The organism is Paenibacillus sp. PL2-23 (genome assembly GCF_040834005.1).
Taxonomy (GTDB): Bacteria; Bacillota; Bacilli; order Paenibacillales; family Paenibacillaceae; genus Pristimantibacillus.
Genome location: NZ_CP162129.1, coordinates 2,658,932 through 2,670,948, shown reverse-complemented (window position 1 = coordinate 2,670,948; position 12,017 = coordinate 2,658,932). Strand labels below are relative to the sequence as shown.

Below are 12,017 nucleotides of genomic sequence, written 5' to 3'. Positions count from 1 at the left end.
GTACCCGCTATACACCGGAATATGAATGCAGCCCTGCAATAACAAGATTAACCCCAATCAGCGTAAACAAAACGATAACGAAGCCGATCACGGCCAGCCATGCGGAAGGCAGTCCCTGCCAGCCTCTGGACAGCCGGAAGTGCAGGTAGGCGCTGTAATACAGCCAAGTGATAAGCGCCCACACCTCCTTGGGATCCCAGCCCCAGAATCTTCCCCACGCCTTCTCCGCCCAGATCATCGCGAATATTAGCGCGCCCAGCGTAAATACCGGAAAGCCAATCGCAATGGCGCGATAGCTGATCTCGTCCAGATCCTCGGGATCCACACCCTCCAGCGCGGGATGAATGACCGCGCCGATCGGCTTGCGGAACACCAGCCTTAGCAGACCGTACAGCAGCGTACCCGAGATAATTGACCATAGAACGGTGTTCAGCTTGCGGCCCGCATTGACGCCGTTCATCCAGTAAGGGGCTTCGAACAGCGGCTTGTCCATGCCGAGGAACGACTCTACATGAACCGCTTGGCTGTTGTAAGGTTGTACGATAGGCGGCAAATAATAATTTACATTGTTTACTGATTCTATCTGCTGGCCTTGATTGTCGATCTCCAGCTTCTCCTGAGTGAAGCTTGCTTCGTAGCCAGCGCCGCGGAAAGCGAATACGGCGATAAGAAAGCCGATAATAACAAGAATCGTATAAAGCGTAAATTCAACCCAGCGCTGCGCCCTTCTCCCTCGCTCGGACCGATCCTTGAAATCAACGACCCGCAGCAGATACATCAGGCCTGCGGCAAAGCCTACCGCAAAAAACGCTTCACCAAGAGCGGCTGTCGTCACGTGAATTTTCAGCCAAATATCGTCCAAAGCCGGTATAAGCGGCTGCACCTCGCTAGGAAACACGGACGCGTACGCAACAATAATAATGGTCAGCGGCACCGCGAACATGCCCAGCAACGGCTTGCGATAGATGGCGAACACAATCGTGAAGGCAATCATGATCGCCATGGCAAGGAAGGTCATAAACTCATACATATTGCTGGTTGGAATTTGTCCGCTGCCCGCCCATCTGGTGAAGAAGAACGCCAGATGCGAGGCCAGGCCCGCCAGTGACACGATAAACGCGATAGTGCCCCAGCGCCGTTCATGCTCGTGCGGCTGGCGTCCGCTCCAACGCTTCCCCGTTACTGCAATGACATAGAATAGAAATGAGAAGCAATATAGAAAAAACGCGGCCAAAAATATATCTCCGCTGAACTCCACTAAACTCACGCGTTATTCCCTCCGTTATCCAACGTCTTCGGATCGATGTCTACGCCGATTTTTTTCAGGGCGCCTGCTACGTCCGAGCGCATGCCAAACCAGTTTTTATTCGTATGGGCGCCAAGCGCGAGCTCGGTGCCGTCAACTCTCAGCCAAATTCTGCGATGCTGCCAATAAGAGCCCATAATTAATCCCACCATTGAGAATACCGCGCCAACCCAAAGGTATGGCAACGCCTTGTCCATACGGACATTCAGATGAGTTGTCGCTTCGGAGAAATCTACATTCTCCATGCCATCCACCCGAATCTCTATTTGATCAGCCAGCTCTCTATTGATGGTATCCTGCGAGAACTTCACCTTGTCCTTCTGCATCGGGAAATAAATATACGGCTCGCCTTCCTCCGCCAGGCCGGGGCCCTTCACGGAGAAAATAAATGCGGGCGCGTTCGGCTCCCTCGACAAGGTCGTTGGTTTGCCCTCGCTGTTCAGCGCGAACTCCATGTAATTCGCTCGCAGCTCCAGCGTAAACGGTCCTAGCTGATGCTGAAGCTCCGGATTTTTCATAGGCAGATAGAATGGTCCATACTCTTCTCCGGTGCGCTTGTCCACCAGAATAGGATGAACCGCATTCAAACGAGGCGTCAGGTTGAAATCAAACTGAAACAGCTTGAGGCCCTTGTGGGCCAGCGGATCATTGACCTGAATGTTATGACGCTTCACCTCTTGCAGCACCGGCTCCTGTAGCGGATCCTCGCACTGAGCTGTGCATTCATACAGCAACGCCTGCGTTTCGTATTTTTTGGCGCGAACCGTTCCCTTAAGCTCCTCTGGCAGCTCATCGTCGGTATAAAATTCGACGTTAAACTTCTCGCTTTTCACGTAATACGGCGTTCCCGGAATCGGTACAGTGTCGCCGTCCGCGACGGTAATGTAGCTGTCCATCTGCCAGCCGGGAATACTCCGAGCCAGCACAGCCAGCAGAAACAGGATAAGACCAATGTGGTTAATGTAAGGCCCCCATCGGCTGAATCTGTTCCTCTCAGCCAGAAGGGCTGTGCCCGTCCCTTGCTCCACATGCAGCCTGTAGCCCTTGCGCTTCAGCTCCGCCCCGAACCGCTGTACCCATTCCTTGGGGTCTCCTGCGATCTCTGCGCGATAGACGGTCTTCTGCCGCAATATAAATTGATGATGCTTCCGAATTTGCTGCTTGTTCAGGGCGCGATACAGCGGAAGCACTCGGTCCAGGCTGCATATGACCAGCGAGGTGCCGATCATAACGAGCAGGCCGATAAACCACCAGCTCTCGTAGGTATGCGACAAGCCCAGCTCATAATACCATTTGCCGGGCGTGCCATAGGTTTGCTCGTAATAGGCGGCCCCGTCGAATTGATTAATGAAGGAGCCCTCCTGGGGGTAGATCGTTCCCAGCATAGCCGTAACGAACGTGACAATAATGAGATAAATGGCGATTTTTACGGATGAAAAGAAGTTCCAGATACGGTCAATAATCGATGGATTGCTCTTCTGCGACTTGCGGGCGACGCCGTCATAACGCATCTCCAGCGGTTCGTTGGATAACTGATCATCCAGCGGCTTCCCGCAGGACTCGCACAGCACCGTACCGACGCCGTTCTGATGCCCGCATTCGCATTTGGTATTCTCTACAGCCAGCACTAGCTTAACCTCCTACAGCTCCAGCAAACGTTCCACTCGTTGGTTGATGTCGCTCTCCAGCATGCCGCCGACCACAACCTCCATAATGGAGCCGTCAGGCTTCACGAAGAAGGTGGTCGGATACTGCCGCAAGCCATATTGACGCTCAACCCTGCGGTCAACGTCGCGCAGTACGGGATACGTCAGCTTGAAGCGATTCACAAAGTTGTTGACGGTGAGCGTGTCCTCGCTTAGATTGATGGCCAGTATCGTCAGCCCCTGATCCTTCCACTTCACATATTGGCGCTCAAACTCCGGCATTTCCCTGACGCAAGGCTCGCAGAAGGAGCCCCAGAAATTAATGACGACAGGCTGCCCCTCGAAGTCCGACAAGCTTACAATGCTGCCGGAAGTATCCGCAAGCGAGAACGCCGGAGGCTTGTCCCCCGCTTCCGTCTTGCCGGAGCCCTCCTGGCCGAAGAGTGCCGTCCATATCGCGTAACCGCCTAGCAGAACAACAGCGAATAGAATAATAATTTGAATCGTTTTGCGGGATTTGCCCATCTATGTATCCACCACCAATATAACATAAACGGCTGCACCCTAATGAGACGGGGCAGCTCCTTCAGCTTCATTATAACGAAAAGTCGACGGCAATAAATGCCGCCGCCGCTCACTTTTTATGAACTTTATGTGTCTTGCGGGCCGACGCGAGAAGCTCCTGTACCTCTTGCGGCGTCAGATGCCGATACTTGCCCCTGGGAAGCTGCTGCAGCCCCAAATCGCCGAATTTGATCCGCTTCAGCCGGATGACCTTATGGTTGATTGCCTCGAACATCCGACGGACTTGACGGTTGCGTCCTTCATAAATCGTAATTGTGATGGTCGCTTCGTTTTTCTCCGTATCCACGTCATGATATTCAACCTCTGCGGGCGACGTCAAGCCGTCCTCCAGCTGAATCCCCTTCTGCAGCTGCTCCAGCGCGGAGCCGTGCGGAACACCCTTAACCGTCGCCAGATACGTCTTCGGCACATGATGGCTGGGATGGGTCAGCAGGTTGGCGAATTCGCCGTCATTGGTCAGCAGAAGCAAACCCTCTGTGTCATAATCCAGACGGCCTACAGGATAGACCCGCTCCTTGATGCCCGGCAAAAAATCGGTGACGGTCTTTCTGCCCTGCGGGTCCTTGGCGCTAGTAATGACGCCCTTCACTTTATTCATCATCAGATACAGCTTCTTTTCGCTTCGGATCGGCTTGCCGCTCACCGTAATAACGTCGGCCGCCGGGTCCGCCTTGGCGCCAAGCGTCGTTACCTTCTCTCCGTTCACTTCGACAACGCCGGACAAAATAAGCTCTTCGCATTTCCGTCTGGAAGCGACGCCGGCTTGGGCTAATATTTTTTGTAAACGTTCCACTGCTTTCACCTCACTCTACATCATAACGATATAGGGCGCAAAGCACAAGCAAGCTCTATCCAAATATGTATAAGCAAATAAAAATAGCGGCAAAAAAACCGACAATATCGGAAAAGAGTCCTACCTTCAACGCGTATTTTGTTTTCCGCACAGCGACAGCCCCGAAATAAACGGTTAGCACATAGAAGGTCGTGTCCGTGCTGCCCTGGATCGTAGAGGCGATACGCCCGATCATGGAGTCGGGCCCATACGTCCCAATCAGATCGGCGGTAAACGCAAGCGAGCCCGCACCGGTCAAGGGTCGAAGCACGCCAAGCGGAAGCACCTCGCTGGGTATGCCAAGCCAGTCGAATGCAGGACGCACCGCAGACAGCATAAGCTCCATGGCGCCGGAGGCTCGGAACATGCTGATCGCGACCATCATGCCAACCAGATGTGGAATGATGGAGATGGCGGTGCCGAAGCCATCCTTGGCCCCCTCCACAAAGGTCTCATACACGGGCATCCTTCGCCGCAGCGCGGCGTATAGCGGAATAAACACAATGATGGCGGGAATCATCCACATGGACAGCTTGGAGAACAGCTCATACAAGGCCGCCACCTCCCGCTGCTCCATTAATACCCCCATTCATAGCAGTAGCGGAATTGCCGCTTGTATGGGCAGGAGGCTTGGCTGGAGGAGTTGAGCGGCTGCGATACCAGCGGTCCGCCATAATGGCAGCAGCAGTGGCCACGAAGGTGGCCGCCAGCGTAGTGCCAATAATCTCGGCGGGATTGGCAGAGCCATAATTCATTCGAATGGCAATCAGCGTAGTCGGCACTATCGTAATGCTGGACGTATTGAGCGCAAGCAGCGTACACATAGCCGGCGTAGCCGTATCCTTGTCATGATTCAGCTTCTGAAGCTCCTGCATCGCCTTGATACCCATCGGCGTAGCCGCATTGCCGAGACCAAACAAATTGGCGCTCAGATTGCTCATAATATATCCGAGAGCGGGATGATCCTTGGGCACATCCGGGAACAGCCATCTGACAATCGGCCTCAGCGCCTTGGCCAGCTTGGCCAGCAAGCCGGCATCCTCCGCTATTCGCATCATGCCGAGCCAGAATACCATTATGCTGATTAGGCCAAAGCTGACTGTAACACCGGATTTTGCGCCATCGAAGGCGGCTTGCGTGACCGTATCCATCTTACCGGTCACAGCGGCGACAACTACGCTTATTACGATAAAAAACAACCAGATCCAATTAACCATTGCCCTTCCTCCCCCATGACACCTATGACACTTGCTCCACCGTTCGAGCGACTCTCCCAATCCCTCGAACGATGGATGCTGCTTTCATGCAATTGCTTCAGCGTATGTTGCTGCGATCCGTACGCTCTTGCAGCTTCAGCCTGATGCTGCCTTGCTCATATACAGGGACAGAGCCAAGCTTGCGATCGCCCAGCGAAATGACTAACGAGCCCCTCTCGCCAAGGGCATATGCCGTCGTCAGCGGATCGATAAGGTGAAGCGCGGTATGAATGCTTCCCGCCTCGCTGTCCTCCAGCGGATAATAGAAATGCTGTCCAACCGCGTACGGATATCCCGCAATGTTGTCGCCTTTGTTGACAATAGCCCTTAGCGGGTAGTGGCGAAAGCCCCAATCCAGCAGCCTGCGGTGATCCGCCCAATCATCCCCGTCATTAATGGTAACGGCAGCGAGCTTCTGGCCATTCCTTGTGGCGGAGCTGACCAGGCAGCGCAGAGCTTTTTTAGTATAGCCTGTCTTGACGCCGTCCGCGCCTTCGTACATGGACAGCATTTTATTTTTGTTGTGCCAGCGGTAATCCCACTTCTCATGCGGATTCGGCGCGCTTTTCTGCTTGGTGCCCACAATCTCGGCGAACGCCTTGTTTTTGAGCGCATAAGCCGTCAGCTTGGCCAAATCATTGGCAGAGGAATAATGGCCTTCCTCATCTAATCCGTGCGGATTCATGAAATGAGAGTTCACAAGGCCAAGCTCCTGAGCCTTCTGGTTCATCAGGTATACAAAGCCTTCCTCGGAGCCTCCAACATGCTCGGCGATCGCCGTAGCCGCGTCATTGCCGGACCGCAGCATTAAGCCATACAGCATATTGGACAAGCTCATCTCCTCCCCCAGCTTCAAATAAATGGAGGAGCCCTCCTTGCCTACCGCCCGCTTCGATACCTTGACCGTATCGGACAAATGGCCGTGCTCAATGGCGACAATCGCCGTCATGATCTTGGTTAGGCTGGCGATTCGCATCGATGTATCCCCGTTGCTGCTGTACAGCAGCCTGCCGGATTCCACGTCAATCAGCGCAGAAGCTCTTGCATGGGTACCGATGCCTGAAGGGGCCGCAGCCGCCTCCTGAGCAGGGACCGCATACAGCGTCATAAGAATGCCCGCCAGCGCGAGCAGCATAAACCTCCGATGCCTGCCTTGCTTTCCGACTTTCATGCTGTCCAAACTCCTCCCTGATGCATTGACGTAAGCAATAGTTGGTTGTTCATCTGCCTTAGTATATGCTTGTACCGTCCACGGTAGACGAGCCGATTCCTGTAAAATAAAAAACTGCCCTTGCGGGCAGTTTCTCTGCTGCTTTCCTTTGCTTTCCTTTAGCCTTGCCCATGAACGGATGGCTGCACATCCTCATCAATAATTGTCGTGCTGGATTCAACATACTCCGTATTATGGCCGGACGACTTCTTCATCATCGTCTGAATCTTGTCGAATACCTTCGGAGCGGAATCGATAACCTTCTCCATCAGATGGGTCTGATTATCAAGCGGCACGATCTTGACGCCGTGTGTTCCCACTACCAGGAACGCGATTGGCGTAATGGATACGCCTCCGCCGCTGCCTCCGCCGAACGGAAGAGCAACCTGCGCGTTATGCGCGTCTGCTCCCCCTGGTTTCTCTTCGCCCATCCGAATATCGCTGCCTCCGGCGACGAAACCGAAGCCAACCTTGGAGATTGGCATAATGACGCTGCCGTCCGGCGTCTGTACCGGATCGCCCACAATCGTGTTGACGTCAACCATCTCTTTAATATTTTCCATAGCGGTCTGCATTAAGCCTTGAATAGGGTGTTCTGCCATGCTTTGACGCCTCCCTTCCATCTCTTCATGCGAACTAATAGCTGTAGCCCGGCAAGGATAGCATATCCTAAGCGGATTTGAGCTATGCACGACCATTCCGTTGTAAATGCAGGATGGTTGAAGCTTGGATTGACGCTCACGCTTGGATTGTTTTTGATTTGCACCATTTGGGACAGCACGCCTAATATAGACGTCTTGATCGACCATACCGCGCCCGTCGCCATCGCCGTCCACATCGCGTCACCTGTACCTACCGAAGTCGTCCAGCGCCAATCGGTAAGCTTGACATGCGACATGGTCTTCCGAATCAAGCCCGTTAAATCCCGCACCATATGTAAAATATCTCTCAGTCTGTCAATCGATCGGGCGACCTTATCGGCGTTAATCTCGTCCTCGAACTGCTTCCAGGTGTCAATGCCTGCGCTTTTGGCGCTGATCTGCTCCTCCATCTTCACGGCCGTGCCCGTCCATTTCATGATGGGGACCTTATACTTGAACTGCAGAAGGCCGTATAAAGCTCGGACACGAATAATCGCTTCGTCGTCATTGTTGCGGCCCACCCTTTTCACATAGCCATTGACCACGATCGGTGACATCACAACCGCCATTGCGGCTAAAAGAACAACAAAAAAACCGCCGGCCCATATCCAACCGTAGGGGGCTTCAAGCATTGGCCTGCTTCCTCCGTTTCCCATTGCTGATGGTTGGATATAGTATGACCTGGCGGCCAAAACTCATTCTTTTAATTCGTCAATTGTCATCTGACGGCCGTCCAATCGCTCGAACAGCATCTGCGTCTGCTCGTCCAGCGCGTCCTCCACATCCACATGCTTAGGCTCTGGAAGCTCGCGGATGGAAGCCAGTCCGAAATAATCCAGGAATGATTTCGTTGTTCCATATAGAATAGGTCTTCCAATCGCCTCCGCGCGGCCAACCTCTTCAATGAGATCCTTCGAAACGAGGGATTGAATGGCTCGATCGCTTTTGACACCTCGAATTTCCTCAATGTCGATCCTCGTAATGGGCTGTCTGTAAGCAACGATCGACAGCGTCTCCAGCGCTGCCTGCGAAAGCTGGGCTCTGGTCGGCGTATAGGCCATCCTCTCGAAATAGGGGGCATGCTCGGGATGCGTTGTCATCCGGTAAGCCGACGCCACCTCCGCGATTTGAACGCCTCGCCCCTCACGCAGCAAGTCGCGATGAAGATCGTAGACAAGCTCCGAGGCGAACTCGGGGTCCAGCTCCAGGATGTCGCCAAGCTGCCGCTTGGTCAGCCCTTCGTCTCCCGCCATAAACAGCAGGCCTTCAATAATCGACTTCAATTTCTGATAATCCATCTTCGCCGGCCTCTCCTCTCCAATGAATGACGATATCGTCAAATAGCGAATGCTGGAAGCATCTAATATGCTTCATCTTCATAAGCTCCAGAATCGCGAGGAAAGTAACGACGATCTCGTGACGGTCCATATTCTCGCGGATCAGCCTCGAGAACCGAACAGTCTCATACTGCTTCAGCACATCCACGATATCCTTAATTCGATCCTTGACCGATATTTCATCGCGTTGCACGGTTGCAATGACGCTGCGCCTGGCTGCTCTTCGCAGCGCCTTCTGAAAGGCATGCACCAGGTCGGATACATGCAGCCCTTCAACGGGATTAACCTTCTCTTCCTTCTGGAACGGCGACATATCCTCAGGCTCCCGGGAGAACACCAGGCTTCTTTCGATCTCCTTCTCTCGAAGCTGCTCGGCGATCAGCTTGAACTTGCGGTATTCGATCAGGCGCTGAATCAGCTCATCCTGCATATCCGCGCCGTCATCCTCCCAATCGTCGAAGTGATCCTCGAATACGGGAGGCTTCGGCAGCAGCTGCTTGCTCTTAATGGCTAGGAGAGTGGCGGCCATGACAAGAAATTCGCTTGTCACCTCCAGCTCCAGCTCCTTCATAGCATCCAGGTAGCCCATGTATTGCACGGTTATTTCACTAATGGACACCTCATGAATGTCGATCTCAGCCTTGTCGATGAGGTGAAGCAGCAGGTCGAGCGGACCTTCAAACGCTTCAAGCTTGTAAAGCACAGACACCTATCGCGACCTCCCGCGTCCAAAGCGTAACATTAGCCTTCCAGCTGCTTTGTCAAATTCGCCATCTCGATTGCCGTAACCGCCGCCTCATAGCCCTTGTTGCCCGCTTTGGTGCCGGCGCGCTCGATCGCTTGCTCAATGGAATCAACAGTCAATACGCCGAATACGGTTGGAACGCCTGTCTTCAATCCTACAGCAGCAACGCCTTTGGCCGCTTCATTGCACACATAATCGAAATGCGGAGTTGAGCCTCGGATAACCGCGCCAAGCGTAATGACCGCATCATATTTGCCGCTGGCTGCCATCTTCTGGGCAATCAGCGGAATTTCGAATGCGCCCGGCACCCACGCCACCTCAACATCCGATTCCTCGGCGCCATGTCTCTTGAATGCGTCTAAGGCGCCGCTAAGCAGCTTGCCGGAAATAAATTCGTTGAATCGTCCCACAACGACCCCATATTTTAATCCTTGCGATACTAAATGGCCTTCGTAATATTTTGTCATCATAGTCATCTCCTCAAGTTTGTGTATTAGCCCTGCTCCAGGCGGTCCAGCTTCAGCATATGGCCCAGCTTGTCATGCTTCGTCCGCAAATAATGACGATTACTGTCATTAGCTTCCATCTGTATCGGCACTCGCTCAACCACTTCCAGGCCGTAGCCCTCCAGCCCCTTAATTTTGCGAGGGTTATTCGTTAAGAGCTTCATCTTCGTTACGCCAAGATCCTTCAGGATTTGAGCGCCGATGCCATATTCCCGCAAATCCGCACCAAACCCTAGCTTCATATTCGCTTCCACCGTGTCGAATCCCTGCTCCTGCAGCTCATATGCCTTCAATTTATTAATAAGGCCGATACCGCGGCCTTCCTGGCGCATATACAGCAGCACCCCGCTGCCCGCCTCTTCGATTTGCTTCAGCGCTGCAGCAAGCTGGGGCCCGCAATCGCAGCGGTGGGAATGAAAGACATCCCCGGTCATACATTCGGAATGAACACGGACGAGCGTCGCCACATCCGGCATAATATCGCCCTTAACCAAGGCCACATGCTCCTTCTGATCCACTTGATTCGTGTAGGCGACCGCCCGGAATTCGCCGAAATCCGTCGGAAGCTTCACATCAACGGCGCGCTCAACAAGTTTATCCTTTTCATTGCGGTAACGAATCAATTCCTGAATCGTAATCAGAACAAGGCCATGCTTCTTTTTGAATTCGATCAAGTCCGGCAATCTCGCCATCGTGCCGTCTTCCTTAATAATCTCACAGATGACACCTGCCGGCTTATAGCCGCTCAGGACGGCCAGGTCAATCGCCGCTTCCGTATGTCCAGCTCGCCGAAGGACGCCGCCGGGCTTGGCGATTAAGGGGAAAATATGTCCCGGTCTGCGGAAATCCGACGCCTTCGCGTCTGGATCTACAAGCGCCCTTGCGGTCATCGCCCGTTCGGCTGCCGATATGCCGGTGGTCGTTGCAACATGGTCGACCGAAACGGTAAACGCCGTTCCGTGATAGTCGGTATTATGCGCAACCATAGGCGGCAGCTCCAGCTCCTCCGCTCGCTCCTGCGTAATGGGCGCGCATACCAGACCTCTTGCCTGCGCGATCATAAAGTTAATCATCTCCGGTGTGGCGATTTCCGCCAGCGCAACCAGATCCCCTTCGTTCTCCCTGTCCTCATCATCCACCACGATAACCGAACGTCCCAGCTTCAGCTCCCGAATAGCGTCGTCAACGGTATCGAAAGGCTGTTCAGTTTCCAATTGGCTCATTATGCTCAGCTCCTATTCGTTAATCCAAGCGTAAACGGCTTCGCCGTCCTGTACTTTCTATTATTTAAATAAATCCATGCTCGGACAGAAAGCCGGCCGTCAGCCTGGAGGAAGCCCCAGACCTCGACGACTCTCCTTGACGAAATTGAAGCAGATGCTCCACGTATTTGCCGATAATATCCGTCTCAATATTGACGACCGCCCCAGGCTGTCGATGCTGAAGCGCCGTCTCTGCCAGTGTATGAGGGATAATAGAGACGGCGAAGCTGTCAGAGCCTGTGTCAACGACTGTCAGGCTGATCCCGTCAATGGTGACCGAGCCCTTGGGCAAAATATAACGAAGCTGTTCGGCATCGTCGAGAGCTATCCGGAACACAACCGCATTGGCGTCTGCTTCGCGGGAGACGATAGTGCCGGTGCCGTCGACATGACCCTGCACAATATGTCCGCCGAATCGACCTCCTGCCAGCATGGCGCGCTCCAGGTTGACGGGATCTCCCGGCTTCAGCCGGTGAAGGCTGGAGCGGCGGTACGTTTCCGGCATGACGTCGCAGGAGAAGGAACTCCTATTGAAGGAGGTTACGGTCAGGCATACGCCGTTCACCGCGATGCTGTCTCCCAGCTTGACATCCTGCAGCACGACGCTTCCCGCTATCGTCAGCACCATCGCTTCGCCTTGCTTAGACGCAGATTGCATGCGCCCGACTTCTTCTATAAGACCCGTAAACAT

The 12,017-nt window shown here is 53.7% G+C and carries 14 protein-coding genes; all 14 read right to left on the bottom strand.

The features are described from left to right. Nucleotides 1–7 precede the first annotated feature (7 nt). The 14 genes from ccsA to ribE (AB1S56_RS11340) all read right to left on the bottom strand — a co-directional run bounded on the left by ccsA (nucleotide 8) and on the right by ribE (AB1S56_RS11340) (nucleotide 12,017). On the bottom strand, nucleotides 8–1,267 hold the full coding sequence (ccsA, locus tag AB1S56_RS11405; protein ID WP_340867683.1) for a cytochrome c biogenesis protein CcsA: 1,260 nt from the start codon (nucleotides 1,265–1,267) through the stop codon (nucleotides 8–10). Beyond that, nucleotides 1,264–2,934 carry a cytochrome c biogenesis protein ResB gene (locus AB1S56_RS11400; RefSeq protein ID WP_340867684.1) on the bottom strand — a complete coding sequence of 557 codons (1,671 nt, stop codon included), beginning with the start codon at nucleotides 2,932–2,934 and terminating at the stop codon, nucleotides 1,264–1,266. Before AB1S56_RS11400 ends, ccsA begins: the two co-directional genes overlap by 4 nt. Before the next feature lie 12 nt (nucleotides 2,935–2,946). Further along, nucleotides 2,947–3,477 (bottom strand): redoxin domain-containing protein, encoded by a 531-nt coding sequence (locus AB1S56_RS11395; protein WP_340867685.1) that lies wholly within the window; start codon nucleotides 3,475–3,477, stop codon nucleotides 2,947–2,949. A 109-nt stretch (nucleotides 3,478–3,586) separates the two neighbouring features. Further along, nucleotides 3,587–4,330 carry a pseudouridine synthase gene (locus AB1S56_RS11390; RefSeq protein WP_340867686.1) on the bottom strand — a complete coding sequence of 248 codons (744 nt, stop codon included), beginning with the start codon at nucleotides 4,328–4,330 and terminating at the stop codon, nucleotides 3,587–3,589. Between the two features lie 55 nt (nucleotides 4,331–4,385). Further along, nucleotides 4,386–4,922, bottom strand: a complete 537-nt coding sequence (locus AB1S56_RS11385; RefSeq protein WP_340868008.1) for a spore maturation protein — start codon at nucleotides 4,920–4,922, stop codon at nucleotides 4,386–4,388. Further along, nucleotides 4,915–5,586, bottom strand: a complete 672-nt coding sequence (locus AB1S56_RS11380; protein WP_340867688.1) for a nucleoside recognition domain-containing protein — start codon at nucleotides 5,584–5,586, stop codon at nucleotides 4,915–4,917. Before AB1S56_RS11380 ends, AB1S56_RS11385 begins: the two co-directional genes overlap by 8 nt. Nucleotides 5,587–5,683: 97 nt before the next feature. After that, nucleotides 5,684–6,796, bottom strand: coding sequence for a D-alanyl-D-alanine carboxypeptidase family protein (locus AB1S56_RS11375; protein ID WP_340867691.1), 1,113 nt, complete (start codon nucleotides 6,794–6,796; stop codon nucleotides 5,684–5,686). A gap of 158 nt (nucleotides 6,797–6,954) precedes the next feature. Further along, a complete protein-coding gene (gene ytfJ, locus AB1S56_RS11370) occupies nucleotides 6,955–7,437 on the bottom strand; it encodes a GerW family sporulation protein (RefSeq protein ID WP_340867692.1) in 483 nt (160 codons plus the stop codon). Then, nucleotides 7,410–8,108, bottom strand: coding sequence for a DUF2953 domain-containing protein (locus AB1S56_RS11365; RefSeq protein ID WP_340867693.1), 699 nt, complete (start codon nucleotides 8,106–8,108; stop codon nucleotides 7,410–7,412). Before AB1S56_RS11365 ends, ytfJ begins: the two co-directional genes overlap by 28 nt. Before the next feature lie 63 nt (nucleotides 8,109–8,171). After that, nucleotides 8,172–8,774 carry an SMC-Scp complex subunit ScpB gene (gene scpB, locus AB1S56_RS11360; protein ID WP_340867694.1) on the bottom strand — a complete coding sequence of 201 codons (603 nt, stop codon included), beginning with the start codon at nucleotides 8,772–8,774 and terminating at the stop codon, nucleotides 8,172–8,174. Next, nucleotides 8,743–9,522, bottom strand: coding sequence for a segregation/condensation protein A (locus AB1S56_RS11355; protein WP_340867696.1), 780 nt, complete (start codon nucleotides 9,520–9,522; stop codon nucleotides 8,743–8,745). The genes scpB and AB1S56_RS11355 overlap by 32 nt, the downstream gene beginning before the upstream one ends. Nucleotides 9,523–9,554: 32 nt before the next feature. Beyond that, nucleotides 9,555–10,025 carry a 6,7-dimethyl-8-ribityllumazine synthase gene (gene ribE / locus AB1S56_RS11350; protein ID WP_340868009.1) on the bottom strand — a complete coding sequence of 157 codons (471 nt, stop codon included), beginning with the start codon at nucleotides 10,023–10,025 and terminating at the stop codon, nucleotides 9,555–9,557. A 26-nt stretch (nucleotides 10,026–10,051) separates the two neighbouring features. Continuing rightward, nucleotides 10,052–11,287 carry a bifunctional 3,4-dihydroxy-2-butanone-4-phosphate synthase/GTP cyclohydrolase II gene (locus AB1S56_RS11345; RefSeq protein ID WP_340867698.1) on the bottom strand — a complete coding sequence of 412 codons (1,236 nt, stop codon included), beginning with the start codon at nucleotides 11,285–11,287 and terminating at the stop codon, nucleotides 10,052–10,054. A gap of 64 nt (nucleotides 11,288–11,351) precedes the next feature. Beyond that, nucleotides 11,352–12,017 (bottom strand): riboflavin synthase, encoded by a 666-nt coding sequence (gene ribE, locus AB1S56_RS11340; protein ID WP_340867699.1) that lies wholly within the window; start codon nucleotides 12,015–12,017, stop codon nucleotides 11,352–11,354.

Excerpts from the sequence above, each read along its gene's own strand:
- AB1S56_RS11395 (WP_340867685.1), bottom strand. The coding sequence starts at position 3,477 with ATGGGCAAATCCCGCAAAACGATTCAAATTATTATTCTATTCGCTGTT.
- AB1S56_RS11380 (WP_340867688.1), bottom strand. The coding sequence starts at position 5,586 with ATGGTTAATTGGATCTGGTTGTTTTTTATCGTAATAAGCGTAGTTGTC.
- AB1S56_RS11375 (WP_340867691.1), bottom strand. The coding sequence starts at position 6,796 with ATGAAAGTCGGAAAGCAAGGCAGGCATCGGAGGTTTATGCTGCTCGCG.
- ytfJ (WP_340867692.1), bottom strand. The coding sequence starts at position 7,437 with ATGGCAGAACACCCTATTCAAGGCTTAATGCAGACCGCTATGGAAAAT.
- AB1S56_RS11365 (WP_340867693.1), bottom strand. The coding sequence starts at position 8,108 with ATGCTTGAAGCCCCCTACGGTTGGATATGGGCCGGCGGTTTTTTTGTT.
- scpB (WP_340867694.1), bottom strand. The coding sequence starts at position 8,774 with ATGGATTATCAGAAATTGAAGTCGATTATTGAAGGCCTGCTGTTTATG.
- ribE (WP_340868009.1), bottom strand. The coding sequence starts at position 10,025 with ATGACAAAATATTACGAAGGCCATTTAGTATCGCAAGGATTAAAATAT.
- AB1S56_RS11345 (WP_340867698.1), bottom strand. The coding sequence starts at position 11,287 with ATGAGCCAATTGGAAACTGAACAGCCTTTCGATACCGTTGACGACGCT.
- ribE (WP_340867699.1), bottom strand. The coding sequence starts at position 12,017 with ATGTTTACGGGTCTTATAGAAGAAGTCGGGCGCATGCAATCTGCGTCT.